Source organism: Pseudanabaena sp. UWO311, from assembly GCF_006937785.1.
Classification (GTDB): domain Bacteria; phylum Cyanobacteriota; class Cyanobacteriia; order Pseudanabaenales; family Pseudanabaenaceae; genus Pseudanabaena.
Map to the genome: position 1 here is coordinate 247,761 of NZ_SJEE01000002.1, position 25,601 is coordinate 273,361.

General features: G+C 41.0%; 22 protein-coding genes. 12 read left to right on the top strand and 10 right to left on the bottom strand.

Features of this window, described 5'->3' with window-relative positions; translation table 11 throughout:
* Nucleotides 1-20 precede the first annotated feature (20 nt).
* Nucleotides 21-350 (bottom strand): thioredoxin, encoded by a 330-nt coding sequence (trxA, locus tag PseudUWO311_RS02955; RefSeq protein ID WP_094534188.1) that lies wholly within the window; start codon nt 348-350, stop codon nt 21-23.
* A 512-nt stretch (nt 351-862) separates the two neighbouring features.
* Between trxA and PseudUWO311_RS02960 the strand changes: the two genes are divergently transcribed.
* Nucleotides 863-2,224, top strand: a complete 1,362-nt coding sequence (locus PseudUWO311_RS02960; protein WP_142653588.1) for an AmpG family muropeptide MFS transporter — start codon at nt 863-865, stop codon at nt 2,222-2,224.
* Nucleotides 2,225-2,411: 187 nt separating this feature from the next.
* Here PseudUWO311_RS02960 and PseudUWO311_RS02965 read toward each other — a convergent pair whose 3' ends face one another.
* From PseudUWO311_RS02965 to PseudUWO311_RS02975, 3 genes are all read right to left on the bottom strand, one after another.
* Nucleotides 2,412-3,191, bottom strand: coding sequence for a DUF3120 domain-containing protein (locus PseudUWO311_RS02965; protein ID WP_142653589.1), 780 nt, complete (start codon nt 3,189-3,191; stop codon nt 2,412-2,414).
* A 75-nt stretch (nt 3,192-3,266) separates the two neighbouring features.
* Nucleotides 3,267-3,983 carry a Uma2 family endonuclease gene (locus tag PseudUWO311_RS02970; protein WP_223807424.1) on the bottom strand — a complete coding sequence of 239 codons (717 nt, stop codon included), beginning with the start codon at nt 3,981-3,983 and terminating at the stop codon, nt 3,267-3,269.
* A 448-nt stretch (nt 3,984-4,431) separates the two neighbouring features.
* Nucleotides 4,432-5,157 carry a hypothetical protein gene (locus PseudUWO311_RS02975; RefSeq protein ID WP_142653590.1) on the bottom strand — a complete coding sequence of 242 codons (726 nt, stop codon included), beginning with the start codon at nt 5,155-5,157 and terminating at the stop codon, nt 4,432-4,434.
* Between the two features lie 457 nt (nt 5,158-5,614).
* Between PseudUWO311_RS02975 and PseudUWO311_RS02980 the strand changes: the two genes are divergently transcribed.
* Nucleotides 5,615-5,833, top strand: coding sequence for a ribbon-helix-helix protein, CopG family (locus tag PseudUWO311_RS02980; RefSeq protein WP_142653591.1), 219 nt, complete (start codon nt 5,615-5,617; stop codon nt 5,831-5,833).
* A 367-nt stretch (nt 5,834-6,200) separates the two neighbouring features.
* On the opposite strand, the gene PseudUWO311_RS02985 is transcribed toward PseudUWO311_RS02980, so the two are convergent.
* The 3 genes from PseudUWO311_RS02985 to PseudUWO311_RS02995 form a co-directional block, all read right to left on the bottom strand.
* Complete coding sequence (locus PseudUWO311_RS02985; protein ID WP_142653592.1) at nt 6,201-7,517, bottom strand: dihydrolipoamide acetyltransferase family protein; 1,317 nt, start codon at nt 7,515-7,517, stop codon at nt 6,201-6,203.
* Between the two features lie 186 nt (nt 7,518-7,703).
* On the bottom strand, nt 7,704-9,278 hold the full coding sequence (locus PseudUWO311_RS24310; RefSeq protein WP_223807425.1) for a hypothetical protein: 1,575 nt from the start codon (nt 9,276-9,278) through the stop codon (nt 7,704-7,706).
* Between the two features lie 233 nt (nt 9,279-9,511).
* Nucleotides 9,512-11,455, bottom strand: a complete 1,944-nt coding sequence (locus PseudUWO311_RS02995) for a PAS domain S-box protein (protein ID WP_142653593.1) — start codon at nt 11,453-11,455, stop codon at nt 9,512-9,514.
* A gap of 105 nt (nt 11,456-11,560) precedes the next feature.
* Here PseudUWO311_RS02995 and PseudUWO311_RS03000 point away from each other — a divergent pair, with 105 nt between their 5' ends.
* The 3 genes from PseudUWO311_RS03000 (at nt 11,561) to PseudUWO311_RS03010 (ending at nt 14,216) form a co-directional block, all read left to right on the top strand.
* Complete coding sequence (locus PseudUWO311_RS03000; RefSeq protein WP_142653594.1) at nt 11,561-12,718, top strand: peptidylprolyl isomerase; 1,158 nt, start codon at nt 11,561-11,563, stop codon at nt 12,716-12,718.
* A gap of 159 nt (nt 12,719-12,877) precedes the next feature.
* The gene (locus tag PseudUWO311_RS03005) at nt 12,878-13,840 is read left to right on the top strand and encodes a PhoH family protein (RefSeq protein ID WP_142653595.1); all 963 of its coding nucleotides are present in this window, start codon (nt 12,878-12,880) and stop codon (nt 13,838-13,840) included.
* Between the two features lie 103 nt (nt 13,841-13,943).
* The gene (locus PseudUWO311_RS03010; RefSeq protein ID WP_142653596.1) at nt 13,944-14,216 is read left to right on the top strand and encodes a MoaD/ThiS family protein; all 273 of its coding nucleotides are present in this window, start codon (nt 13,944-13,946) and stop codon (nt 14,214-14,216) included.
* Nucleotides 14,217-14,267: 51 nt separating this feature from the next.
* On the opposite strand, the gene PseudUWO311_RS03015 is transcribed toward PseudUWO311_RS03010, so the two are convergent.
* The gene (locus PseudUWO311_RS03015; protein ID WP_103670384.1) at nt 14,268-14,483 is read right to left on the bottom strand and encodes a DUF2949 domain-containing protein; all 216 of its coding nucleotides are present in this window, start codon (nt 14,481-14,483) and stop codon (nt 14,268-14,270) included.
* Between the two features lie 509 nt (nt 14,484-14,992).
* Here PseudUWO311_RS03015 and PseudUWO311_RS03020 point away from each other — a divergent pair.
* From PseudUWO311_RS03020 to PseudUWO311_RS03050, 7 genes are all read left to right on the top strand, one after another.
* The gene (locus PseudUWO311_RS03020; RefSeq protein WP_142653597.1) at nt 14,993-17,014 is read left to right on the top strand and encodes a PAS domain-containing hybrid sensor histidine kinase/response regulator; all 2,022 of its coding nucleotides are present in this window, start codon (nt 14,993-14,995) and stop codon (nt 17,012-17,014) included.
* Between the two features lie 674 nt (nt 17,015-17,688).
* Nucleotides 17,689-18,450, top strand: a complete 762-nt coding sequence (locus PseudUWO311_RS03025; RefSeq protein WP_142653598.1) for a DsbA family protein — start codon at nt 17,689-17,691, stop codon at nt 18,448-18,450.
* A 164-nt stretch (nt 18,451-18,614) separates the two neighbouring features.
* The gene (locus tag PseudUWO311_RS03030) at nt 18,615-19,973 is read left to right on the top strand and encodes a phospholipid carrier-dependent glycosyltransferase (RefSeq protein ID WP_142653599.1); all 1,359 of its coding nucleotides are present in this window, start codon (nt 18,615-18,617) and stop codon (nt 19,971-19,973) included.
* A 118-nt stretch (nt 19,974-20,091) separates the two neighbouring features.
* A complete protein-coding gene (locus PseudUWO311_RS03035) occupies nt 20,092-21,063 on the top strand; it encodes a DnaJ C-terminal domain-containing protein (RefSeq protein ID WP_142653600.1) in 972 nt (323 codons plus the stop codon).
* A 117-nt stretch (nt 21,064-21,180) separates the two neighbouring features.
* Nucleotides 21,181-21,663, top strand: a complete 483-nt coding sequence (locus PseudUWO311_RS03040; RefSeq protein ID WP_142653601.1) for a CRR6 family NdhI maturation factor — start codon at nt 21,181-21,183, stop codon at nt 21,661-21,663.
* Nucleotides 21,664-21,674: 11 nt separating this feature from the next.
* The gene (locus PseudUWO311_RS03045) at nt 21,675-23,051 is read left to right on the top strand and encodes an AAA family ATPase (protein WP_142653602.1); all 1,377 of its coding nucleotides are present in this window, start codon (nt 21,675-21,677) and stop codon (nt 23,049-23,051) included.
* A 3-nt stretch (nt 23,052-23,054) separates the two neighbouring features.
* Nucleotides 23,055-23,543, top strand: coding sequence for a hypothetical protein (locus PseudUWO311_RS03050; protein WP_142653603.1), 489 nt, complete (start codon nt 23,055-23,057; stop codon nt 23,541-23,543).
* A 40-nt stretch (nt 23,544-23,583) separates the two neighbouring features.
* Here the strand turns inward: PseudUWO311_RS03050 and PseudUWO311_RS03055 are convergent, their stop codons facing one another.
* Nucleotides 23,584-24,192 (bottom strand): DUF4276 family protein, encoded by a 609-nt coding sequence (locus PseudUWO311_RS03055; RefSeq protein ID WP_142653604.1) that lies wholly within the window; start codon nt 24,190-24,192, stop codon nt 23,584-23,586.
* Nucleotides 24,189-25,370, bottom strand: a complete 1,182-nt coding sequence (locus PseudUWO311_RS03060) for an AAA family ATPase (RefSeq protein WP_142653605.1) — start codon at nt 25,368-25,370, stop codon at nt 24,189-24,191. The genes PseudUWO311_RS03055 and PseudUWO311_RS03060 overlap by 4 nt, the downstream gene beginning before the upstream one ends.
* Between the last annotated feature and the right edge of the window lie 231 nt (nt 25,371-25,601).

Here is a 25,601-nt window from a genome sequence, read left to right on the forward strand (position 1 = left end):
TTATATGGTTGGAAAAATTCTTAACTATCTAAGTGCTTTTCGATAGTGGTAGATAATGTTGTCTTAGGGACAGCACCTACAACCACATCCACCCTTTGACCACCCTTAAATAACATGAGCGTGGGAATACTGCGAATGCCATATTGTCCAGCTACGCTAGGATTCTCATCGGTATTAAGCTTAAAAACTTTGATCTTGCCCTCATATTGTGTAGCGACTTCTTCGACTACAGGAGCAACCATACGGCAAGGGCCACACCAAGGGGCCCAAAAATCTACTAGAACAGGGATGTCACTTTTAAGTACGTCCTGCTCAAAGCTAGCATCTGTGACGGCGATCGCTGATGACATGCTTTGCTAACTCCCTAAATATTAAAAACTTTTATTTTCAAAAATTGCGTGTAGGTAGTATAACAGCTAGCATTGCACATTTGCTAAAAACCAGAATTGTTAAGCAACGCACTCAACCATTGAGTTAACTCTTCGCAACGATTGCAAATTTTTGAGTACGCGCAATAACTTTGTAATATCACAAAGCTGTTATGACACTAATTTGGGTTTTTATCGACTACGGTGGGGAAACCCAAATAGTTATATAGTCAAAAAACAAAACATCCTCTGTCTTATGCTGATGCTCTTAAGCTAGCTCTGGCGACACCAAAATTTGCCTTTTATAGGCAAAAAATAAGAAACCACCCTTGCTGCTGATGCGTATAAGCTCAGGCGACACCAAAATTTGCCTTTTATAGGCAAAAAATAAGAAACCGCCTTTGCTGCTCATAAGCTCAGGCGGAATGTGGTGTGAGGAGTGAACGGAAACTTTCGTCTCCGCTTACATATATATTGTAGTCTAATCCGCAAGTATGAATACGATCGCCCAATTTTTTCGAGTTTTTCAGAGTCGCAAAATGGCGGCGCTTTTGTCACTGGGCTTTGCGTCAGGGCTACCCTATGCACTCACCGATGATGCATTTCGCGCATGGCTTACCAGCGCTAAGTTTGACCTTAGTACAATTGGCTGGCTAGGCTTAGTTTCACTGCCATATTCACTCAAATTTCTGTGGTCACCCTTTATTGATCGCTTTGTGCCACCTTTTCTAGGACGACGTAGAGGATGGATTTTGATAACACAAGGCGGTTTAGTTCTTGCTATTTTGGTGATCGCTTTACAAATGTTTGCAATAGGGAATATTGCGCCAATGGAAAGAACGGCAGCTTTACCAATATTGGCGATCGCCGCCTTGATACTTGCCTTTCTAAGTGCCACTCAAGATATTGCGATCGATGCCTATCGTACTGATGTGCTAGAAGTCCAGGAAGTTGGTGCAGGGATTGGCATTTGGGTAATGGGCTATCGCATTGCGTTACTATTTGCGGGGTTTGTTGGGTTTAACTTGGCAAGCCGATTGGGTTGGGCTTGGGTATATGTGTTATTAGCAGTTGTGATGAGTCTAGGACTGATCGCCACATTCATCGCCCCCGAACCGCCAGAAGCTAATGCTCGTCCTGCGACATTAGATGAAGCTGTAGTTAAGCCTTTTCAAGAATTTTTTCAACGCTTGGGTGTGGGGAAGGTTTTATTAATTCTTGTTTTCACGATCTTCTATCGATTTAGCGATGCCATGGTGGGTAAAATGGCAGTCCCTTTCTTAAAAACTATTTTTGATGATGGCACGATTGGCACGGTCAGACAGGGAATTGGACTAGTTGCCACAATTGTTGGGACTTTGGCTGGGGGAGCTATTCTTAGCAAAATTGGGGTTAATCGATCGCTATGGGTATTTGGATTTTTGCAAGCAATTAGCAACATTGGCTATTACGCGATCGCCGTTGCTGGGAAAAATGATCTAGTTTTACTAGCTGCAATCAATGTAGAGAACTTTTGCAGTGGTCTAGGAACCGCAGGGTTTTTGGGATTTCTGATGGTGTTGTGCAATCCTAGTTTCTCAGCAACTCAATTTGCACTGCTTTCAAGTCTATTTGCGGTTGGGCGAGATCTTATAGCTTCACCATTTTCAGGCGAGTCGGCCCAATTTATTCAGCGTAATATTTCCTCATGGACTTCGATTAATCAAATCTCTTGGTTAGCTGGTAGTGATGGCAAGGGCTGGGCTTTATTTTTCTTGTTTACGTTGGTATTAGCCATTCCTGGGATGATGTTCTTGCCATTTTTCGCACCTTGGAATGGGGAATTCAAAAAAGTGGATTCTTTGCCAATCGACTAAACAACAACAGCCCTGCAAAGCAGAGCTGTTGTTGTTGGAAATATTTCACCCGATCGCGTGAGGTAAAGCTCTATCTTATTCAAGTAATCTACTTATCAATGAAGCCTTAAACTGACTGCACCCAGCGCCCAAAGCGCTGGGTTTTTATTTTGCTAAAAAAGAAAGGGCGATTTGCGCCCTTTCTTTTTTAGCCTATGACTGCCACGCTAAAAAACAATAAATCCACAAGAATTGTTCCTAACACTGCTCCTCCAAAAGCCCAGTAGCCAAGACTAGGCGATCGCATTGCTTTATTTCCAGTAATCAAGAGCAAAGCTGCCAAAATACAAGCCCAAGTCATTCCCCAAGGTGTTTCGACCAAAGTTAAAGCATTTTTTAAAATCGGTTGAGCAAGACTAATATTTGATTCAACTTGCATCAAGGCTTTCCAGTTAGGAAAAAGATGCGCGATGTAGAAATACAGATCGGTAATAGCTGTGCCGAATAGTGAGCCTATATAAAACAGCCCCCCGACTCGGTGTGAATCTTGACGAGTTGCCCAGATTGCCCAAGGCAAAGCTAAAGCTTCGACTGGTACATGGTAGGCAGGCTCCCAGCGTAGCCAGCCCCAATACAGAGAGCCACATAACCAAGTCAGGCTAAAGCCCCAAGTGAGACTGCCCCATACTTGTTTTTTGGGGTCTGCTTGAAGATGTTTGGCGATCGCTAACCAACCGACGGTACAAATCAAGCTCAACCAAGGGGCGTAGCGCACAAGGGGAGCTTCAAAGAAGACGGGGACGGATACTAAAAAGAGTGATGCAAACCAGATGCGCCAATGTTGTAACAGTGAGGCTGCGGATAGTAAATATTGTGATAAGTATTGCGGAAACGCTGACGTGACATTGACAGTAGGGGGTAGAACCTGAACTGTTGCCCGTGCTAAGGAGCGCTCCTCAAGTTCAACCTTGTCAGGAGATAAAAACAATGTATGTTAAAAAGTTATATTAATTTTTATTACTTAATATATTAACAGTCTTTTTTGAGTGATCCCGAATAGTCTCTAGTTTTTTTTAAGGTTGTCGCTCACCCATTGCCGAAATTCTTTGAGGGTTTGCCGATCACCTAGTTCAAATCGCTTCTGCACAAACTCCACCACCATCGCCGCAGGTAAATTAGGAAAAGATAAACTATGTTCTATTTTGCGATATGCCCCATTTTCTAAGCCTAGAAACTCTAAGTTATAGCCGTTATAGATCCAAATTTCAGGAACTTGGAGTTGAGCATAAATCGGTAAACGGCGATCGCTCGGATTGGTAATGTCAACTTCTAACACTAGATCGGGTGGCGGATCTTGCCCCATCGTAATTACTTCTTGATTCCGAATCTTTGGCTCATTTTGAATGTAATAACAAGAATCGGGTTCTGCACCAATCTTGAGTTCAGAAATCCGCATCAATAATGAGCCGCATTTACATAAATCTATCTCTAGTTCATCGGACAGCACCCGAATTAAATCATCAATAAACCGATTGCTGCTCTCATGTAGCGCCATTGGCGACATAATTTCTAAGTTTCCATTGATGTAATGAAATAAAGTGCTGCGGCGATCGCCTACATCTTCCAGCAATTGCTCGAAGGTTTGCCAACTGATATTTTCTAGCCAAATCCTTTGTTCGGCATTAGGTCGCACTAGATCGCCGCGATCGGGTAAAGCCATAAACTCTTCATCAGTCCAAATTTTGGCTTTAGATTTAGCTTGTTCTGTAGCGATCGTCATGGCTTTATTTTCTTTTATCTAGTGTGAATCTGTGCCAAGTCTTAGAATCTTTTTCTATCCCAATAATAGTTTTCAGTTCATCAATTGTATATTGCACATAGCTTCCCTTGGTGAGTTTGGAATAGTGCTTAATCCGTATGTATACTGTAGCTGATTCTATCTAGCGATTTCCTAGGCGGACTCTCAGTTTGCACAGTAAAATTGTTAAGCAATTAATCCGAATAATATATGACGGTATTGGGCTAACAAGCTATTTGAGTGATTAGCCAAAATTTTCCGTCTAAATATGTCATATGGTATAGTTAGCCAGAAATTTTATATTCAGCCCCCCCATAATCATACTTAGGTAGAATTTTTCCGTCTAATACATAGTTATGCAGCAGGTTCTCTCTTGATGAGAGACTGAGATGAAAATGACATGATAATTTCTTAATTCAAACAGCATTAGTTAATCAAACCTTTTTGCCAATATAGCATCGTCAAGCTCTTTATAAAGTTCTTCCCATTGGTCGAGCAGCCATGAATATTCGGATTCGTGCATTTCTTGTTGTCTTTTATTGAGCCATAAATGAAAGCTTTCAATTAGTGAGTAATATTCATCAATCAAGACATCAATAAAAATTAAATCGCCTTGAGAATCTAAATATTCTCGGGCAGGCTTTGTCCATTTATCCCATTTTAGTAATCCATCCCTGCTGAATGTAAGCCTGATTTTTGTGCTGCAAAGATTCTCCGAATCTCCAAGTGATGAAATCCGCTGATGATGAAATTGAATTCCAACAAAAGGGAATTTATTATGCAAAATATGAGATCTTAAATCTTGAATAAATTTGTTAACTGGAGCATCTTTCATCTCTTGACTAATTTTGTTTTGGTATTCTCTTTGAAATTGACAGTTGGAATAAGTGTCTCTGACAATATTTCTAGTATGTTCAACCAAAGCCATCGCTGAGGCAACAAAATTGAGGAGTAGTCGATAAGTTTCTTGTTGCAATGGATGGTACTGCCACCTGAGGGGTTTGTACTCAAATTGGAGTTGATAATCCATATCATCATTAGCATTCAAATGCTGCTTGAGCATCTGGTGATTCTCTTTAAATGTGTAGAAACTCAAGGATAGTTCTCTCATCTTTACATAAGCTCTAATATGGAGAGAATTTTCAATCTTTTCCATCTCAAGACGTATTGATGAGTAACTTCTCGGCATATGTGTATCGAAGCGATAGTTTCTTTGAACCAATTATACCAGTATGCATATTTTAAGGATATTTATGTTATGTATCCGTGAAGTGTCAGCGGCATAATAACTCGACTGGAGCGGACTGCTGAGAAATTCTAGTAATGGTGCAAAAGCTACTTGCAGCCGCTCAGATGGAACGTTAGACTGAACCGATAAGCTCGACAAGGTTAACTGTTTTCCGCCGAAATTAGGCAATCAAAACATTCTACTTTGTTGTTGAGTTTCGAGAAGTTGTCGGCGATCGCCAAGTACAAATAACAAATAATTGTTAAGCGATCGCTTTTTTGTGGAGAGCTTCGCGATCGCCGAGTAAATGTCTAGTCTCTAAGAAAACTTGCTTTTTGCTAAAATACTCACAAGCAATGCTTTTTTACTTTGTCCCTAATGCTCTATGCAAGAAGCAATAACCATAAATCTGCCAGTAGATGTAAAAGCTTCACTCGAATTGCGATCAAAAATTGAGGCGATTTCATCAACAGAACTTATCGAACGTGCGGTTCGGGAATATCTGCTAGTACGTCAATTTCGATCGCTACGCAAAAAAATGCTTAACAAAGCTGACCTACAAGGTGACTTCACAGACGAAGATATCTTTGAAATGGTGTCATGAGAATAGTCCTTGACACCATTTTCCCAATCCAAATTTCTGATTTTTTAGACGACCGATAAATGTGCGATCACCAATTTAGTTTGGAGCGATCACCACAGAAAAATATCACCAATCACCTGTAGGGGTAGAGCATTTGCGCCAGTATTTCATGCTTTCCACCCATCACCTCGAAACGCAAAAGCTCTACCCTCTTCGCTTTCACCGATAAATTGTCCCTGCGTTGCGAGTTTAGGGCAAAGCATTCCCAAAATTAAAACAACCTCAAAATTTATGAATTGCTGTGGGAATGCTTTGCCCCTACATAGGGATCATCTGAAGCGCGAATAATTTCTGACAATAACGGTTTTTTGATCAACAGCCAGAAATATTACAGAGTCAAAGATTGAGCATTGGTTTCAATCAACTTGGCTAAATCTTGCAAGAACTGTGCCGCATGAGCGCCATAGATCACACGGTGATCGGCAGTGAGATTGACTTGCATTTGACTAGCAACCTTGATTGCACCATCCTTCGTTGCCACAACCTGAGGACGAGATCCACCGATCGCTAAAATTGCACCAGTTCCAGGGGGCAAAATTGCATCGAAGCGATCAACGCCAAACATACCCAAGTTGGAAATGGTGAATGTGCCAGAGTTGTATTCATCAGGTTGCAATTGCTTCGCACGAGCGCGATCGACTAGTCCTTTCCAATCACGAGAGAGACTGTAGAGGTCGGTTTGATCTGCATTTTTTAATACAGGCGTAATCAAGCCACCGTCATCCATTGCTACAGCAACGGCAACATTAATATTGCTCTTATACTCAATACCGCGATCGCTAAGACTTGCATTCACCAAAGGATGCTTTTGTAAAGTTACGGCAACTGCCTTCGCCAAAAGTGCGGTCATGGTCACGCCCTTAGACTTAACTTGCTTGTAGAGAGCATCTAGAGCATCAGTAGTAATCGTGTAGCCCACACGGAATGTAGGTACAGAAAGACTCTGATTCATATTGTTGATTACTGCCTTTTGTAAGGTAGTAAGTGATTGTGCAGTTCCCAATGCTGGTGCGGGGGCTGATGGTTTTGCGGCAGGTGAAGCAGTTACTGATGGTGCAGGTGTGGCAACCTTTGTTGCGGGAGCCGCCACAGGTTGTAAAAATGCTTCGACATCAGCAGCAGTGACTCGACCGTTGGGACCAGTTCCTGAGATTTTAGCTAGGTCAACCCCATTATCCTTAGCAATGCGCTTAGCTCTTGGGGATACGATTTGACGATCTGATGCTGCTGTTGGTGCAGATTTGCGTGGTGAGGAGACGACGACATCAGGGATGGAAGCAACCGAGGCTGCTGTAGGGGTAGAAACTAATTTGGCGGGAGGCTCTTCAGATAGTTTGGGAGCAGCCGATCCGTTTTGTGACGAGGATTTACCAGCCGCTTTCAACTTAGCTTCTTCGATTTCTTCTTTGGTCTCAGCGACATAGGCGATCGCAGAGCCAACAGGAGCAGATTCACCTGCGGGCGTGAGAATTACGCCGAGATAACCTTCATAGAAGGTTTCGACATCCATATCAGCTTTGTCAGACTCTACAATCACGACAGTTTCGCCTTTTTCCACTTTGTCACCTGGTGATTTCACCCAAGAGGTGATTTTGCCTTCGGTCATGGTGGAGCTAAGCGCGGGCATGAAAATTTCGTAAATCATAGGGAATTTGTAAAAATCTATTGCACAACTAACAAAGTCAACGGCTGTCAACGGCTGGGTCGCTAAGCCATCATAAATCTTAACTTGTTTTTGCGATCGCTTACAGCAATTCTCGGTTCTAAAGATAAAAGGCGGCGCGAAGCGCCGCCTTTTATCTTTTTTCTTACGCACAAAGTGGTGTCAAACTTATTCGTTCATTTCTCGATAAATTGTGGCGGTGGCAGGTGAAGCTTGCGTTAGGTATTGGAAAATCCAGAATTTGAAAAGTCCATCCAAAAAAACAGGAACTGTAGAGATAAAAGATTGCGCCAAGATTTTATTTTCAGGTAGTCCAAAATGACTAAATAAAACTGTTAACAAGGCATCCCATCCTTCGCTAGAGTGGAATCCTACAAAGGTATCGGTTGCGATAATAATCAGAAAGGCTTTAGCATTGTCATTAAGACTATAAAGAACTTCATCTAGAAACTCTTTAATAGTTTCTAATTCTTTGCGTCCTGAAAGTAGAAAAAGGTAAAAGACAAAAGCAGCAGTAATATCGGCTAGTAAGTTCTTAACCCCATCAAGGCTTTCAGCGTTGAATCTTTTTAAAATTTTAACCGATTCCTCCTGTATCAATTTCTCAAGTTCTTCTGATTGTTCTGAAGCTGTCTTTTTAGCATTGACAGTGCGTTCTTCTGATTGTTCTGAGCCTGTCTTTTTAGGATTGTTTGTAGATTCTTCTGGCTTTTCTGAAGCTGTCTTTTTAGGAGCGCTAGTTTCTTGTTTCTCTTGCGCTTGTTCCAGAACAATTGATTTGATCATGAAATCAAATTCAATTCGTTCTTTGGCTAGTCGTAGCGTATTAAAAGCTTTTTCCTCGATTGCAGGGCTAAACTTGACAGTCATATTATTAGCATCAATAAAGCTATTGATCATCGGACTAAAAATCACTGCTTTTGATAAAAACTGCACGGCGATCACAGAAATTACGAGAACCACAATGTAGCGTAAAGCCTGATTAATCCGCTTTCGCGACTGTCTCAATTCTTCAACAATATCTTTCTCATAATCAGTATATGAGCCACTAAGATTACGTTTAACCCGATCAAAAGCTTTAAAAAATGAACCAGGCAAAATGCTCTTCTCTACAGATGTGACCTGCTGAGGAGTTCGTCTATAACTCTTAGGCTTAGTGTTTTTAAAAAGTTGAAACTTTTCTTCGGTTTCTATCTCAGGTTCTTCAGACTCTATACCTTTACTGTTAGATAAGTTTGTCTTTACTGAAGGTGTAACAACAACATCGATAGTCTGAGCGCTTGGGCTGGTATATCTTTCGAGAGTGTAGTCAATAAATGCAAGTTTCTGATAAATAGAAAATCTTCGACTATTCCCAGATAGTTGATTTGCTGACAATTGTCCATTGCCTACGGGATCATTGTCCTGATCGTTGGCTGCGTATTTGGCGATCGCGGTATTGGCTAGATTGCTGGAGCTTTGAGTCTGCAAATAGGGCAGTGAGGCACTAACTTTGTAGAAATTCAGTCGCGCATTAATTGTTCGGAGATACTTCTGAAGCTGGATCTCAAATACACTAAATACGTTGCTACCAAAGCTGCCATCATTAGAAATTTTATTACCTTTAAAAGTTTCTTCTTCAATCCGCTTGATGCTGACAGCCGCTTCAAAAGCCTCGTCAATTGCTCTCTCAGGGGTGTTCTTGACCCACGAGAAGATATTTTGTAAGGGTGAGGCGTTATTGTCTGGTGAGTTAGATTTCATAGTGGAGCGATCTCTACAATGCCTAGAATAATCGAAAAACCAAATAGTGTAGGTAGCCAATAAACCAAGAACTCAAGTTCTTGGCTAAAAGCTCAAGTCTGCTGAAGCAGACTAAAGAAGAATTCCAATTAATACTAATTCACAAAAGTGTGACAACACTTATGTGAATTAAAAACCAAACCCTTACAGGGTTTGAGCTTTTAGCCCGCACTTGAGTGCAGGGCTTCTAGTATCTATACAGGGATTTCGATCCTAAACTCTGTCCCTACGCCGACTTTAGAAAAGCATTCCAATCTTCCTTGATGCTTCTCTACCACAATTTGATAACTAATTGATAGCCCCAACCCTGTGCCTTTGCCCACTGGCTTAGTAGTAAAAAAGGGATCGAAAAGTTTTTTGAGAATATCTTCAGGAATACCGCGCCCATTATCGGCAATGCGGATCACCACCATTAGTTGATGATTTTCAGGTGTGGGCGGCTTCAACTCAGTAATGATCGAAATTTCACTAGCTAGGTGCTGGGTAATATCGGTAGCATGATCACGATTTGCGACACTCTCATCGATCGCATCAATAGCATTGCTTAAAATGTTCATAAACACTTGATTAAGTTGCCCCGCATAAACATTGACAATCGGGATATTGCCATAACGCTTAGTTAAATTAATCGCAGGGCGATCGCCATAAGCTTTAAGGCGATTTTGTAAAATCAGTAACGTACTATCCAAGCCTTCATGGATATTAAAGGGTTTTCTTCCTTCTTGGTCAGTGCGCGAAAAATTTCGTAAAGACAAGACAATTTGGCGAATGCGGTCAGCTCCGATTTTCATCGATGTCAGCATTTTCGGCAGATCTTCTTGGAGAAATTCCAGATCGATCTCATCGAGAAATTTAGAGATTTCGGGAACTGGTTCTGGATAATTTGTTTGATAAAGAGCGATCGCATCTAGCAGATTCTGGACAGAGCGGTTGGTATGGTTGAGATTGCCATAGATAAAATTGACAGGATTATTAATCTCATGGGCAACCCCTGCTACTAATTGACCAAGACTCGACATTTTTTCGGTTTGAATCAGTTGGCTCTGGGTTTTTTGCAAATCAGCAAGGGCTTTTTCGATCAGTATGGCTTGGGCTTGGGCATTGGCAGCATTAGTCTGAGCAGAGTCAAATAGCTCGGCTTGATCGATCGCGATCGCCAATTGGTTCGCCACGGCTTGCAATAGTTCTACCTCATCCGCATCCCAAGGGCGACTACCTTGACAATGCGCGGCAACAATCACCCCTAATTTTTGCGATCGGGTTTTGATCGGTACAAGTAACTGCGACGTAAAACCTTTTTCAGCTAGAAGCATCCGACTAACATTATCCAATTCTGGATTAGTGTATATCGACTGAATCTGAATAATTTCTTGACTAAGCAAGCGCTGACCAAATTGAGACAATTGCGACAGAGGATAACTGGTGGCTGCCTCAAGAAAGTTATGACTAGCCGCAAAATGCACAAGCTGAAACTCTGGCGGATTAGTATTGGGCACATGCCAAAAGAAGTTGCATAGATCGATCAGTAATAGATCCTGTATTTCGTTTACGGCTGTTGCGAGGATCGTATCTAGATCAAGGGAATTGCGAATCTGGCTAGTAAGGCGACGGTTTAACATTTCCTCTCGTCTGACTAGATCCTTATAACTTTGACGCGATCGCTCTAGTTCTCTTTCGGCACGACGGCGTTCCCACTGCTCCTTTTTGCGATCGCTAATATCACGGGCAACAATCACAATATTTTGAACATTCCCTTGCCCATCGCGCATCACGTTGCCTGAAGATTCTAAAATTCGCCAACTTCCGTCTTTATGCTGCATCCGATATTCTAAAGATTTCCCCACACCCGTTTTTAAGGTTTCCGCCGCCGCTTTTACTACTTGCGCTTGATCATCGGGATGAATCTTATCGTAAGCCCATGTGCCTTTAAGTTCTGCCGATGTATAGCCCAAGACTCTCTGATAGGAGGGGCTATTGTAGATCCGATAACCTTTAGCATCGATCACTGCAATTAAATCGGCAACATTTTCCATAATCGATCTAAATAGGCGATCGCTTTTTAATGCTGATAGATCTGATTTATCAGACTCACGACTTGGATAATGCTCTTCTGGTAAATCGATGCTTGCGTCCGTCATAATAAATTCTTAAAGATAGGACTGCATGAAATCAAATTAAGTTTGCCTAACTGTGCAACCAAATGCAATAGCATTTTTTAAGTGGCTAATTTAGTTTTGAGTGCAATGTTAAATCTTAATTTAAATCGTAATTTAGAAAGAACCAGCAATCTAACAAACCAGCAAAGAGAGCTCGTCTCTCGAAGATCTTGGTGGTTTAAGGGCGTAACGCTGACAATCGCTTGTTTGCTAGTGACTTGTTTGACGATGATATTGGCGATCGCGCCAAGCATAGCAGCACTACCAACCAAAAGTGCAATTAAAGATCCGCGTGTCATCTTGAGAAATGCTTTACCGATTGATAGCGAAGTGATGCGCGATGTCCAGCGTACATTAGAGCAAATGCCTCGCCAAGCTAATCTGAAGCGATGGAGCAACCTCAAACGAGATATTGATACGATTTCACAAACCCTAAGCCAAAATCAGTCACAGTTAATCGCTGAAGTTAGCAGCGATCGCCAAGGATTAGTATCTGAACATTTATCGAGCTTAACGACAGCCCTTGTCCCTCTACAAGAAGCGATCGCAGTCAAAGACCGTAACAGTGTTAAAGCGTTATCGGAAAGAGCCTTGGACTATGTAGGTTTAGTCGAATCAGACTTTATTCAAGCTTTCCCCTTTGAAGTTCCTGCCCAATATGCCCAATTGCCCCAACTCAAGGGACGAGCCCTAGTGGAGATATCCACTGAAAAAGGTAATGCTACGATTACAGTCGATGGCTACAATGCACCAGTCAATGCAGGTCAATTTGTTGATCTTGTTCAGAAGGGCTTTTACGATGGTCTAACTTTCACGCGAGCCGACGAAAACTATTACTTGCAGACGGGTGATCCCGATGGTGCAGCCGATGGTTATATCGATCCTAAAACCAAAAAATATCGGACTGTCCCAATCGAGGTGCGCCTACCCGATCAAAAAGTGCCAACCTATGGCAAAACTTTTGAGGAACAAGGTTTGTCAGGTACATTGCCCGTACTGCCTTTCGCAGCCTTTGGCACTGTTGCCATGGCGCATCCTAATGATGATGCTAATGCTGGTTCATCTCAGTTTTTCATCTACCTATTTGAATCAGAATTAACCCCCGCAGGCTTAAATTTGCTAGATGGAAACTATACCGTTTTTGGTTATGTCACCGATGGCAAGGAAACTTTGGATAAACTAAGACTAGGCGACAAAATTTTGACAGTCCGTGTCATTAGTGGCGCTGAGAATTTAATCAAGTAATGTGGTGGGGCAAAACCCACTTACAGCAATTTACGATCAAACGAACCACAAGAAATTTTTTGAAAGTTTTGCTTTGCAAAACTTTCAAAAAATTTCTTGGTTCAGGTTTGAACACAAAGCGCTGTGTATCACAATCACAACCAGAGGATAACTAATTTAATGGGTACTCCCCGTAACGAGCCGTATATTTTAAGCTTGCCAAATCCTAGTAGCGCAATCTGTCTAGCTGGGACACGCGAGGAAAACTTAAAACTACTTGCAGAAACAACAGGTGTGCGGATAATCATGCGGGGGCAAGACCTATTAATTGATGGCACAACAGAGCAGATCAACCTTGTTGAACAAATGGTTAATGCATTAAAACCATTGTGGTCACAGGAAAAAACGATCGCAGCTGTGGATATTCGTGCTGCTCGTGAAGCGATCGCGGAGGAGCGCTCTGGCGAATGGCGCGATCGCGCCACTATTTCTCGTAATCGTCGCGGTGACTCAGTGCAGCCACGCACCTATCGCCAGCAGCAATATGTGCGAGCGATGGAAAATCACGATTTAATCTTTGGTGTGGGGCCAGCTGGTACTGGAAAAACCTATCTCGCTGCTGTTGCTGCGGTGAGCGCATTGCAAAGCAATAAATTTGAGCGGATTATACTCACCCGACCAGCAGTCGAAGCAGGTGAAAGTCTCGGTTTTCTGCCTGGAGACTTGCAGCAAAAAATCGATCCCTATCTCCGTCCTCTCTACGATGCAATGAACGAAATGATCGGGGCGGAGAAAGTCCCACAGTTAATGGAGCGCGGCATTATCGAAGTCGCACCTCTTGCCTATATGCGTGGACGTACCCTCAGTAACTCATTCATCATTGTTGATGAGGCTCAAAACACAACTGCCGCCCAAATGAAAATGGTCTTAACTAGACTGGGCTTTAAATCGCGTATGGTCGTCACGGGCGACATTACCCAGATAGATTTACCCCGCCATCAAAAATCTGGCTTAATCATCGCCATGAATATTCTGAAAGGAGTTGAAGGCGTTTCCTTTAACTTATTTGATAAAAATGATGTAGTGCGCCATCCTCTAGTACATAACATCATCGCTGCTTACGAAAACGCAGAAGCAGATTAATATAAGCTCTAAGATTTCTGTTAAACGTAAAGGCAATTCATGAATTGCCCCTACGTTTAACAAAATTCTTAGTTCTCATTTCAGGGCAAAGCGCTGTAAAACTATGAACTACAAATCAATTTCTGAAGATATTCACATCACTGTTAAATTATTTGCGATTTTCCAAGAGGTACTCGCTACCGATGAAATGCAAATTACGCTAACGTCAGGTACAACGGTGTCACAAATATTCGATCGCCTAGCGATTCAACATCCACATCTTGAGAAATGGCGATCGCTAACTCGTTATGCAGTGAATCTCAATTTTGCCGAACCACAGACAATTCTTAAAAATGGCGATGAGGTAGCACTGATACCACCTGTGAGTGGCGGATAAGTCCCAAAAAAAAGCAAAGCGCCCGCTACGCGGGCGCTTTGCTTTTTTTGGTTAGCCCTGTCCAGACCAGTCAAGTAAGCCACTAAACTGATGCAGGTCGATAAAACTAAGCTGTAGCAAAATCATTAGCAATGGCCCCTCCTGTCGGGCTTGCCAGCGTTTAGCAACTGCCAACTGCTCACGGTCAACGACAGACAGCTCTAGCAGGTGTCTCTCTAAATCTTCTTGGCGACTAGCGATCGCGTATGTCTGGGAGTGATAACTCATTGAAATCAAAGAACTAATTACTTAGGCGATTTGGATTAATAGCGTAGCGCAACTTACCACATCTAACAACGTACGTCAAAGTTATTTTTTGTCAAGATATAAACCGAAGAATATGATAATCAAAGTGAAGCTATGCATCTCATATTTTTAGTTTGACTAATTTTTATGTAAGTAACCATGGTTATCGGATATGTCAAAATATTTTGACAAAAAACAACTGATATAATCTTTAAAAGCTCATACTAAATTTAGTAAACTTTTAACATTTAAAAAATATTGCATCGTGTGTCTGAGTAATTATCATTACAAAAACTAGTTTTGAGGCAAGTCCGCTGTCGGTGGACTTGCCTCAAAACTGATTTTAGAGTTTGTAACGCTTACAGCGTTACAAACTCTAAAATCAGTTTCATAATTTAGAATTGATTACAATTGTTCATGTTTCTAAATTGCTTTGCTTTTGATCTTGGGCGCTTCTAAATAATTTGTTTGCTTTAGCAAAATTTCCCTACATGGACAATTCCAAATTTTCTGAAGAAATATCCATAAAAGACTGGCAAAAACTCCAGCAGGAAGTCACAAGCTTACGAATGCAAGTCAGCCGACTTCAGATGGAAAATAGCGATCTGGAAAACTCCTTATTAACCGCAGTTGAACATGGCGATCTTGTTGAAGCGGAGCTTCTAGATGTTAATAAAAGACTAAAAAGTGAAATCCTTGAGCGCAAGATGGCTCAAGCTACCTTGCAATCAATATTAGAAATTGTCTATCGAGATAAAAGTGATCTCGAAATAATGCTAGCGACTAGCACTGAGCATGGTGATGCGATCGAATACGAGCAATACAATCGCGCTGTCGAGACGATGCACCAAAGCGAGGAGCAGTTTAGATCGATCGCAGAATCAACTAGTATGGCAATGCTGGTTAGTAAACTCTCTGATGGTGTGATTACATATGCTAATACTAGTGCTGGCACAATCCTCGAAAGAGAATCCCACGATTTAATACAGCGATCTATTAAAGATCTTTACTATTTACCCGCAGAATGGGAGATTTTACAGAAGCATCTTTTGCAAAACCAAAAAGTGCGCGACTACGAGATTCGTCTAAGCAAAGCTAATCAAGAACCCTTGTGGGTACTAGCATCTGTGCATCCACTATGGCTAAAAGGCGAGCAAGTTTTATTAAATACTTTCTATGATATTACGCTGCTTAAAAAGACAGAACTTGCCCTGCGTGAGTCAGAAGCAAAACTCCGAGAACAAGCCAATCTATTAGAACAACGAGTGGAAGAACGTACTTATGACCTTAAGCTCGCAAAAGAAGCTGCCGAGTCAGCAAGCCGTTCTAAAGCTGCCTTTTTAGCAAATATGAGTCATGAGTTGCGTACTCCTCTAAATGCAATTCTAGGTTTTGCTCAGCTAATGCTTTATGACCAAGAATTAAATGAACAACACCAGACAGATCTGCAAACTATCTGTAATAGTGGCAATCATCTACTAGCAATGATTAATGACATTTTAGAAATGTCAAAGCTCGAAGCTGGTAGCGTACTTTTGCGTGAGAAGGAATGCTCTCTATACGACATCGTAGATACCGCAAGAGATATGTTGTATCTGAAGGCTCAAGAAAAAGATTTATCTTTTGATGTGAGTGTTCAGCCAGATGTTCCTCCCTATATTTATACCGATGAAGGTAAATTACGCCAAATATTAATCAATTTAATCGGTAATGCGATCAAGTTCACTGAATCAGGACACGTTATAGTGCGCGTAGATGTCCGCAACTTACCCGATAATATAGACAGAATAGCTGGAGAAGTTTCCGAGATTCCTCGTTGCTTGTGTTTTGAAGTGGAAGACACGGGGACGGGTATTTCCGAAGCAGAGATATCAACCTTATTTCAGCCCTTTGTCCAAACAGATTCTGGCAGGCGATCGCAAGAAGGGACTGGGCTAGGACTGTCGATTAGCTATAACTACGTGAGGCTAATGGGTGGGCAAATGTTTGTCATCAGTAAAGTTGGCGAAGGTTCTACCTTCAGATTTGACATTCCCGTTAAGTCTTTAGATTTATTTAGTGTCGATTCTCCAACTAAATCACCACGTCGAGTGATCGGCATTGAGGACAATCAAGTCTACCGTATCTTAATTGCTGAAGATATGCGTCTGAACCGCCAACTATTAACGAGGATTTTATCACCGCTAGGAATTGAGGTGCGCGAAGTTACGAATGGACAAGATGCGATCGATGTATGGCAATCTTGGTCACCACATTTGATTTGGATGGATGTTAGGATGCCGATCATGAATGGGCAAGAGGCTGCATCGGCAATCAGGGAAATTGAGGCAATGAGAAATATTCCCCCATCGCAGAAAGTCCAAATAATTGCCTTAACAGCTAGCTTAGTTGATTTCAGAGAAGAGGATTTATGTCTAAATGGGTTTGATGGATTCCTCTCTAAACCATTTACAGAAGATAAAGTTTTTGACAGAATGACGGAGCATCTAAACTTAAAATATATTTATAAGTAACTAGATCCAAGTAGACAAATTGCCCACTTGGCGGGCGATTTGTCTACTTGGATCTTAAGGTTTATTTTGCTTGCTAGCGCACATATGCGCGAAATGGAGAATTACGTTCAGCTAAAAATTCGCGCATTTTTGAGGTGTTATACACAGGGTTATGCTCATAATCTCCATAGAGAACGCTATTTGTCAAAAATCCATGTATTCCCTGTATGTCTTCAATTCGTTCTACATATTTACAAGATTTAATAGATAGATTGTTTTTGTGCCAGTTTAAATATTCAGAATAGTTACCTGCAAGAATTAGAGTCTGACTTTTGGAAGTATCGGTAATAGCGGTTATTGTTATATCTATTGGTAACAGTAAGATTGTTTAACTACGTCTCAAATCAATTGCCCCGTGTGTAATCTTAAACAAACTTAGTATAACTTAACATATTATGTCGTCGCCCATAAGGAACCAATTTTTAGTGGCGTAGTAAAGCCACGCTACTAAAAATTGGTTCCTTATTAAATCGTGTACTCCTTAAGATACAAGAAATGTAGCAATTCTAAATTATGAAACCGATTTTAGGGTTTTCTGCGCCAGCGGCGCTGAAAACCCTAAAATCGGTTTTGATTAGAGATCGTGTAGACTTAAGACGAAAAGAATTCCACCTTCTATTTGGGATGTTTTTGTAATGCGACTCCAACCATACCTGCTCTCAGCCTTAGTTGCACTCTTACTGATGATTACTAGTTGTGCTTCTACAGGACAAACAGCAAATGCTCAACTATCTGATGCTCAATTTGAGACAAAAGTCTTAGAAATTATCCGTAAAAATCCGCAGGTGATTTTAGACTCAGTGCAGTCCTATCAGAGATCTCAGGCTCAACAAGAAGAGCAGTTGCGCGATAAGGTGTTGTCCCAAATTCGCCAAGAACCTCGATTGCTACTCCGCAATTCTCCAGTTACAGGTTCAGCAAGCCAGAAAATTATTATGGCTGAGTTCTCAGATTTTGAATGTCCTTTTTGTGCAAGAGGGTATGCTGTGGTGAAGGAATTCATGGCAAAAAATCAGAATGATGTCACTTTAGTGTTTAAACATTTCCCGCTGAAGGAGATTCATAAGCAAGCTGAACCTGCGGCGCTCGCGGCTTGGGCTGCGGCACAACAGGGCAAGTTTTGGGAATATCATGATGCTTTATTTGAGCAGCAGGGTAAACTTGGTGAAGAGTTTTATCTGGAACTTGCAAATACTTTGAAACTTGATGTTGATCGCTTTAATCGCGATCGCAAAAGCGAAGAAGCAAAAGCAGCTATCAATAAAGATTTTGAACTTGGTAAGTCTTTGGGAGTACGTGGTACACCCTCATTTGTGGTAAACGGAGTATTTTTATCTGGTGTGCCTGACATTAAGGATTTGGAATCTTTAGTAGCCCAGATTAAAGCGGGTAAATAAACCAAGAACTCAAGTTCTTGGCTAAAAGCTCAAGTCCACTGAAGTGGACTGAAAAAACTTCTAATTAACCCGTTTCAACGGGTTTGAGCTTTTAGCCCGCACTTGAGTGCGGGGCTACAGCGTAACCCCTAATATTTCTAGTATTTTTTAGATGAGAACATTAAATGGGCAATTGGAGGGAAAAAATAATCAGTACTCCCCTTGCTCGTTTGTCTGATCGCCTGATTTGGCTATCGGAGCATCCAGTTTTTGGCGTATTGGCGATCGCTTTGGTTGCCTTTGGCACTCGCTTTTGGAATTTGGATGGCACGGCGGATGTCGTTTTTGATGAAGTTTATTATCCTAAGTTTGCTCAAAACTATTTGCGTGGAGAGACTCTATTTGACGCGCATCCACCTCTAGCTAAATACATCATTGCCATAGGCATCAAGATTTTTGGTTTTGCGCCTTTTGGCTACCGCTGTATGACGGCACTGGCAGGTTCATTACTACCCTTAGTTACCTATGAGTTGTTCTGGCAATTGAGCGATCGCCGTGGTTGGGCATGGCTAGCGGGCTGGTTTATTGCCATGGATGGCTTGCTATTGGTAGAGTCAAGGTTTGGCTTGATCAATATTTATATTTTGCTTTTTGGGATGCTCAGCCATCTATGTATCGTGCTAGCCCTAAAGCGATCGCGACAAAGATGGTTTTGGGTAATTGCTTCAGGCTTGATGTTCGGCGCATCAATTAGCGTGAAGTGGACAGGCTTGGCTTATGTGGTCGGGCTAGTAGTGCTGATGGGTTATGCATGGTCACGTTATCGCCAAACTTTAAATGCTCCGCAAATTGTGATTGGATTAATCATTTTGCCGATCGCCTTTTATTTTGTGCAATGGATTCCACATTTAATGATTAATCCCGAACGCGATATTTGGGAATTGCACCGCCAAATACTTGGCTTTCATCAAAACTTGGGTGCTGGCAAAGCTGAACCGATCCATCCCTATTGTTCGCCTTGGTGGAGTTGGGTTTTATTAATCCGTCCCGTTGCCTATTTTTTTGAGACACGTCCCAACAGCATGGTGCAATTTGTTCACGCGATGGGTAATCCATTGTTATATTGGCTCAGTGCGATCGCATTGCTGATCGGCTTATCATTTTTAGTTGCCTCAAAGCTAAGGTTCCCACCCAAGCTAATAACTCAAATAAATCGTGCAAACAGATCTCTGTCGCCATCAACATTATTCTGGGTTACTTTCTATGTAACTACTAGTTTTCTGGCACATTGGCTGCCTTGGAGCTTAAGCAAACGTTGCATATTTTTGTATCACTATATGCCTGCCTCAGTTTTTGCCTTTGCCACTCTTGCCTTGTTGGTATCGTTAATGTGGCGATCGCCATTACAAGAATTGAGGACGCTTGGTTCTGGGATTGTGGGAATTATTGCGATCGCTTTTGTATTTTGGATGCCAATTTATATCGGTTTACCGATCTCCTCAGGTTATTTGCCCGTGCTAATGTGGTTACCTAGCTGGATCTAAATCAAAACAAATGCCGTGTAAAGCACTGTATTTGCGCTGTGCCTAGCAAACCCGCAAGCGTTTGCTAAAGCAACGATAAGGTAAGCTAAGTTATCTCCTTGTTTGCAGTTCGGGAAATATGCAAAACTTTCGCAACTATTATGAAATCCTCGGTGTACCGAAGACAGCCACGGCTGACGAAATTAAGCGCTCCTATCGCAGGTTAGCGCGGAAATATCATCCCGACCTGAATCCCAATGACAAGGCAGCCGAAGAGCGATTCAAAGACATCGGCGAAGCCTACGAAGTCTTGTCTGATACCACCAAACGCCAGCAATACGATCGCTTTGGGCAATATTGGAAACAAGGCGGATTTCAAGGTGCAGGGAGCCGACCACCTACATCGCGAGAGCAATATACGCCAGACTTTGAGCGTGGTGGCTACTCTGGCGATGTTGACTTTAGCCAATACAACGACTTCCAAGAATTTGTCGATCAATTATTAGGCAAGTTTCGCACTAATGAGCGTGCTCAAGACACTGGCGGCGCGTCGTCCTACCGCACTACTACACAAGCCCCTCCACGCCCCACGCCACGCCGAGATTCTGAGGCTTTATTAGAGTTGCCTCTCGAACGAGCCTATGTTGGTGGTCGCGAACGTATACGACTCGAAGATGGGCGATCGCTAGAAGTAAATATGCCCGCAGGTGTGCTTTCAGGTCAAAGAATCAGACTCAAAGGTCAAGGCGCATCAGGTGGCGATCTCTATCTCAAAATTACGCTCAAACCACATACATTCTTTACCCTCGAAGGTTCCGATATTCGCTGCCAATTACCAATTTCACCGAGCGAATCTGTACTCGGTGTTCAGGTGGAAGTTCCCACTTTAAGCGGTTTAGTAAAGCTAACTATTCCTCCTGCGGTGAAGTCTGGACAGCAGTTGCGACTCTCTGGCAAAGGTTTCCCAAAGGATGCACGAACCTTTGGCGATCAGTATGTAGAAGTCCAGATCGTAGTTCCCAAAACTCCTAGCAAGCGCGAGCGCGAACTATACGAGCAGTTGCTAGAAATCCAATCTTTCGATCCTCGCGAAAACTTACCGAAAAAATAAATGTTTAATGGGCGCAAAGCTCCCATTAAACTTATTCTTCGCGAAAACTTACCAAAAAATAAATATTTAATCTTTAATGTGCGCAAAGCGCCCATCTTACTTAGCTCTAAAAGCCATATGTCTACTATCATCTACGTCAACCAAGCCTGTATTGAGTCGCTGGATATTACTCCTGCCAAAATTGCGATCGAGAAGTTATTAGCAAATTGGGATGCAACACCCGAAGGCGATCGCCAATTTCAAATCGAACTAGTATGGAATAAGGAAGATGGCGACCCTCGCGAACTATCAGAAATCTCGGAAGTCCGTCTCTGGTTTGTCCGCCTTGATGCTACCTATCCTTGGTTTAGCTATATCCTCGATTGGCGTGCAGAACTCAGTCGCTATGCCGCGATGCTAGTTCCCCACCAGTTTAAGCGCGAAGGTGATGGCTATGTGTTGCAATACAATCCTGAAGCCTTGGAGCTTTTTGTAATGCAGAAGGTATTCACAATTTCGCTCTGGCTCAAGTCACGCGGCATTGAAAGCACAGCTAAGTTACAGCAAATGACCCAAAGCCTAGGCTACGAAATCGATTCAGCATTCTTCAATCTTTTGTAAATAAAACCCGTATGAAACAAAAATTAACTATTCATCAATTTGGACCAATCTCGGATCTCGAAATCGATATAGATGATATTCTTGTGTTCATTGGTTCTCAAGCTAGTGGGAAAAGTACTGTCAGTAAAGCAATCTTCTTTTTTAAATCTTTAAGAGATGATTTATATAGATATTATCTTGATTGCTATAACCAAAATAAATTTGATAACTCCATTTCTAACTTTGCTAAACTAGCAAGACAAAAATTCATAAAGATATACGGCTCTACACTTCAATCTCCAAATATGAGATTGGAGTATAGATATCGTGATGAAGTTGAGACGTATATTTATCTATCTCAAGATAATCATTCTATAACTATCGAATTTAGTGAAGATCTCATAAAAACATTTAAAAAGATAATGGACAAGGCTCATAGTTTATATAGTGAGTTACATCCTAAATCTTCCAGTTTTTATTCTTCAATAGAAATAAGTGCTATTAAATCAAAAGAATCTGCACTATTAAAAGAAATTGAGAATGAACTTAATTGGCTATTTTGTGATGATAGAGATATTGTCTTTTTACCTGCTGGGCGTAGCTTAATCACTACTCTATCTCAGCAAAGGTATAACATTGATATGGGTAATGAAAAGATTTCTAATGCAGATTCAGATGTAAATAGCTTACCTAAACTAGATTATCTGATGCAAAACTTTATCTCTCGTATTGATCAAATAAAACCAATTTTTGAGGAAGGTCTTAATAATTTAATTGGAGACTGTTTTGACAGCTTTAATAATCCTGAAACAATAAAAACTATTATTATTGCTAGAGATATAGTCAATTCAGTTTTGAGAGGATCTTATACTTCTATTAATGGAATCGAAAAAATTGCTTTTGCAGATGATAAAAGTACTTTAATTAATTTTGCTTCTTCAGGACAACAGGAAGTTGTTTGGATATTGTTGATTATTTTCCTTTTTATTCTTAATCAGCGTAAAGTATTTTTAGTCATAGAAGAACCTGAAGCCCATCTTTTTCCCATAGCACAAAAACAAATAATTGATTTAATTGCAATTATAGTTAATCAAGAAAACAACTTAGACTATCAACGTGATAATCAAGTTGTTTTAACTACTCATAGTCCTTATATTCTCTCATCATTTAATAACCTTCTTTATGCACATACTCTAAGTTACAAATTAAAGAAAGGTGATAAGGTGTTAGATATTATAGATCATCGATTCTGGATTAATCCAGATAGATTAAATTCTTATATTTTAGAGAATGGTACTGCACGAACTATTGTCGATCGCGAAATGGGATTAATTCAATCAGCCGAAATCGATAGAGCCTCAAACATTATCGTTGATACCTTTAATCAACTGTTTGATCTTGAGGATTGAGGCATGAAGTTTAATTGTCAAGATTTTCAAGAAAATTATCGAGACTGTACCAATTGTTCTGAAGGAAAGCTAGTTGTTGCAGAAGAGAATAAAAGAAAATATATTCTTCAAAATCCATCCAAAAAGAAAGTATGTAAAGTAAGAATTGATGGTTGCGTAATTCCTAGTCAAAGCCAAAGAAAATGCGATTATCTCATTATCGTTTGTGAATCTAAATCTGTGAATGAACAAGCATCGGATATATACTTTGTCGAACTGAAAGGAAGAGATTTGATTTCTGCTGTCGAGCAACTAACCCAGACAATTGCATATTTTCAAGCTGAAAAATATAAATTTACAGAAAAAGTCTTTGCCAGAGTAGTTTTGAGCAAAGTTGCCGATCCAAAATCCATCGAAGTAGATTCAAGAGTGATCGCCCTAAGAAAGTTGCTTAAAAAATTTGGTGGAGACTTTGCGTATGGCTCAGTACAATTTGAGAAAGATCGCATCTAATCATTATGAGTACACTGATCGCCTCCAAATTTTACAAGTTTTAGACAATCACCTTACCACCACACAAAGAAATAATTTGATTTACAAAAGCCTTTAGCTCTGGACAGGCTTGAATCGCAATCATCAGATCTTGATTTTTGAGAATAGCTTTGCCATCAATAATCTTGCTATAGTCCCTTTTGCAATCCCCTAATTTAAAAATCTCCTTGATCCAGTAAGAAGGCGGTTTATTGTGATTGACCTTCTCTGGTGCGCCACTAGGTGCAGAACGGTTATGTTTAGCAATCTTTTGGATTGTCTGCCAATAGGGAAGTAACCATGCCTCAAAATCGTGACAAGCAGTATGTGGATAGAACTTCGGATTATTACCAACCCATGCAGTCATTTTCGCTTTAGCATCAGCAGCATTTGCAAAATCTCTTGACCCCGTATATACATCGGTCAAAGCAATCACAGCATCATAAGCATCTTTCCCACTCAATAAATTTTCCACAATCCGCTTTAACTTATCTTCCTTTGGAATTCTCCCATCCTGTGGAATAAATTTTAATCTCGGCATATTTTGCGCTAAATATTTTTGCAAAAACTCGCGTAGCTTCTCTCTAAAAGCTGATTCGGTAGCCCCTTCCACTAAAATAGCAATTTTCATGGACGACCACCCATTACATTCATTGACCAAAGTTGATCGAGGCTGTAGTCCTCTAGCCATTTATCCAAATCGAGCGTATCAGCCCATGTCATTTTTGCCTCGCCATCCTCAAGATCGCAAATCAGAACTTCATGGGGTGCAAGAAATCGAATAAGTCGATCTGAGTGAGTTGCGACAATTAACTGCGTATGCTTGGAAGCCTCGCGCATCAAGTAAACTAAATGCCTTAAAAGTTCTGGATGCAAACTAACTTCAGGTTCATCTAAGAGTGTAATTGTTGACAAATTTTGACTCTGTAATAGTGCTACTAACCAAAGGAATCGCAGCGTTCCTTCTGATAGTTCATGGACATATATAGGCTGTGAAAAATTTCTGTCTTTCCAAGTCATAGAGATAGTTCCCGCCGCAACTGGAGGAAAATTTAAACGCTCAAAATCTGGAAATGCAGCAGAAATAATACTCTCAACCATTTCATAGTGATCGCGATCGCTTTCACGCAAATCATAAAGACAAGAAACTAAATCCTCACCTCTTACCCCTGGTAATTTCGCGGGTCGCATGGCTTGAGGTAGGCGGATTGGGCTTGTCCCTGACACATCAAGCGCTCCATAATAAGTACAAGAAGCAAGACTTTTTCGCAGATTCTCTGGTTCTTGATACATTTTAGGAACTTGAGAAAGAGAAGTCTCCAGATAATTATGTTCCCAATTTGGTTTTAAGAATCCACTACCTTTCTGAAAATATGTGATATCTAAACCATGCGAATCAATATATTTAGGAGAAATTAAGTTTGCTGTCATTGGCACAAGGTTACTTAGTATTTCTATTTCTTGCTTTCTCTTTTGTTCTAAAATTTCTTCCCTAATCTCATAAGATAAACCTTTAGGAGATATCTCTAAACTATATTGCAAAGCGTCTTTGTCATTTGCTTTCATCGAAAGTGATATTTCTAGTTCTTGCGATCGCCCCCTAGTCAAAATTTCATTTAACCCACCTTTGCTTTGTAATGACTCATGTAACTTTCCACTTGCTGAAGCCGCTAACATTGACATAGCATCTAAAAAGGATGTCTTGCCTGAGCCATTTGCACCAATCATCACTACAAGATCTCGCATTTCCAGATCGACTTGTTGAAGGCGACGAAACCCTTTAATTGATATTCTTTCAAATTTACTCATAATCAAGTAATCAGCCAGATTTTTTGCGTGCGTTGCTTTGGTTAATTTTAAGTATATCGTGTTCAGCTTTGCTTACGAATTCAGCACGATCATTCAGATACTCTTTGAATTCACCGATGAACTAGGCGATCGTATCTACCCTCCGCACCCCTATTCGACAAGCAAAGTACGTTAATTGCTGAACAAGCGATGCAATATGCCAAAATATAAATAGTTAACTACAAGCTTATA

What these genes read in the sequence shown, in the direction of transcription:
- trxA (WP_094534188.1), bottom strand. Translation starts at nt 350, where the DNA reads ATGTCATCAGCGATCGCCGTCACAGATGCTAGCTTTGAGCAGGACGTA.
- PseudUWO311_RS02960 (WP_142653588.1), top strand. Translation starts at nt 863, where the DNA reads ATGAATACGATCGCCCAATTTTTTCGAGTTTTTCAGAGTCGCAAAATG.
- PseudUWO311_RS02970 (WP_223807424.1), bottom strand. Translation starts at nt 3,983, where the DNA reads ATGACGATCGCTACAGAACAAGCTAAATCTAAAGCCAAAATTTGGACT.
- PseudUWO311_RS02975 (WP_142653590.1), bottom strand. Translation starts at nt 5,157, where the DNA reads ATGGAAAAGATTGAAAATTCTCTCCATATTAGAGCTTATGTAAAGATG.
- PseudUWO311_RS02980 (WP_142653591.1), top strand. Translation starts at nt 5,615, where the DNA reads ATGCAAGAAGCAATAACCATAAATCTGCCAGTAGATGTAAAAGCTTCA.
- PseudUWO311_RS02985 (WP_142653592.1), bottom strand. Translation starts at nt 7,517, where the DNA reads ATGATTTACGAAATTTTCATGCCCGCGCTTAGCTCCACCATGACCGAA.
- PseudUWO311_RS24310 (WP_223807425.1), bottom strand. Translation starts at nt 9,278, where the DNA reads ATGAAATCTAACTCACCAGACAATAACGCCTCACCCTTACAAAATATC.
- PseudUWO311_RS02995 (WP_142653593.1), bottom strand. Translation starts at nt 11,455, where the DNA reads ATGACGGACGCAAGCATCGATTTACCAGAAGAGCATTATCCAAGTCGT.
- PseudUWO311_RS03000 (WP_142653594.1), top strand. Translation starts at nt 11,561, where the DNA reads ATGTTAAATCTTAATTTAAATCGTAATTTAGAAAGAACCAGCAATCTA.
- PseudUWO311_RS03005 (WP_142653595.1), top strand. Translation starts at nt 12,878, where the DNA reads ATGGGTACTCCCCGTAACGAGCCGTATATTTTAAGCTTGCCAAATCCT.
- PseudUWO311_RS03010 (WP_142653596.1), top strand. Translation starts at nt 13,944, where the DNA reads ATGAACTACAAATCAATTTCTGAAGATATTCACATCACTGTTAAATTA.
- PseudUWO311_RS03015 (WP_103670384.1), bottom strand. Translation starts at nt 14,483, where the DNA reads ATGAGTTATCACTCCCAGACATACGCGATCGCTAGTCGCCAAGAAGAT.
- PseudUWO311_RS03020 (WP_142653597.1), top strand. Translation starts at nt 14,993, where the DNA reads ATGGACAATTCCAAATTTTCTGAAGAAATATCCATAAAAGACTGGCAA.
- PseudUWO311_RS03025 (WP_142653598.1), top strand. Translation starts at nt 17,689, where the DNA reads ATGCGACTCCAACCATACCTGCTCTCAGCCTTAGTTGCACTCTTACTG.
- PseudUWO311_RS03030 (WP_142653599.1), top strand. Translation starts at nt 18,615, where the DNA reads ATGGGCAATTGGAGGGAAAAAATAATCAGTACTCCCCTTGCTCGTTTG.
- PseudUWO311_RS03035 (WP_142653600.1), top strand. Translation starts at nt 20,092, where the DNA reads ATGCAAAACTTTCGCAACTATTATGAAATCCTCGGTGTACCGAAGACA.
- PseudUWO311_RS03040 (WP_142653601.1), top strand. Translation starts at nt 21,181, where the DNA reads ATGTCTACTATCATCTACGTCAACCAAGCCTGTATTGAGTCGCTGGAT.
- PseudUWO311_RS03045 (WP_142653602.1), top strand. Translation starts at nt 21,675, where the DNA reads ATGAAACAAAAATTAACTATTCATCAATTTGGACCAATCTCGGATCTC.
- PseudUWO311_RS03050 (WP_142653603.1), top strand. Translation starts at nt 23,055, where the DNA reads ATGAAGTTTAATTGTCAAGATTTTCAAGAAAATTATCGAGACTGTACC.
- PseudUWO311_RS03055 (WP_142653604.1), bottom strand. Translation starts at nt 24,192, where the DNA reads ATGAAAATTGCTATTTTAGTGGAAGGGGCTACCGAATCAGCTTTTAGA.
- PseudUWO311_RS03060 (WP_142653605.1), bottom strand. Translation starts at nt 25,370, where the DNA reads ATGAGTAAATTTGAAAGAATATCAATTAAAGGGTTTCGTCGCCTTCAA.